The sequence below is a fragment of the Alteromonas marina genome, assembly GCF_000808575.1.
Classification (GTDB): Bacteria; Pseudomonadota; Gammaproteobacteria; order Enterobacterales; family Alteromonadaceae; genus Alteromonas; species Alteromonas marina_A.
The window spans coordinates 1-622 of the sequence record NZ_JWLW01000059.1; the positions used below are offsets into that span (position 1 = coordinate 1).

Genomic DNA, 622 nt, shown 5'->3' on the forward strand with positions numbered 1-622 from the left:
ATACCTCAGACTCTGACCCCTTATATTCTTGTTCAAGTCTAGTGTGTTGGTCCGACCGTGAAATGAGTCCTCACACTTAAAACCTGGGAAAGAATACTACAGAGGTCGTTGAAATCTTAATAGTGGGGTCAGAGTACATTTTTTGATTCAAGGGCGTATGAGAATACATGTATAAGTGCAGTCTGATGGTTAGCGAAATAAAGTACTCTGACCCCACATCTGATCGGTAGGCAATAAAGTACTCTGACCCTGAGGGATCCCCACGAATTTAATTCCATGTGCCTGCGGTCCAGGCCCCGTCGACTATGGAGCTGTACCATTTGAGTGCAGTTTTCCACTGTCGCATAGTGAATCTTATTCGGCAAGCAACAGCTCTCAGACCGAGATAGTGGAATGACAGCACGCTTCTGGTGTCGGTATTGGCTTGGAAGCGCCGATGTTTATTCGAAGAGACTACTACCATACCCAATAAGATAGCAACCAGTGACGCTAACGTCGTCAGCAATACCAGGATTGTTAGACGCTGTTTTTTCACGCTTTTATTTTGCTCATAGCCAAGCCCGAACTTGGTACTTTTCATGTCTCTAAAGCCTTCTTCAATCTGCATCCGCTGGCGATAAAT

1 pseudogene is annotated in these 622 nt (G+C 45.2%); it reads right to left on the reverse strand.

The features are described 5' to 3' along the window. Positions 1 to 268: 268 nt before the first annotated feature. Positions 269 to 622 (reverse strand): annotated as a pseudogene (locus tag RJ41_RS19280) (IS4 family transposase); the annotation flags it as partial.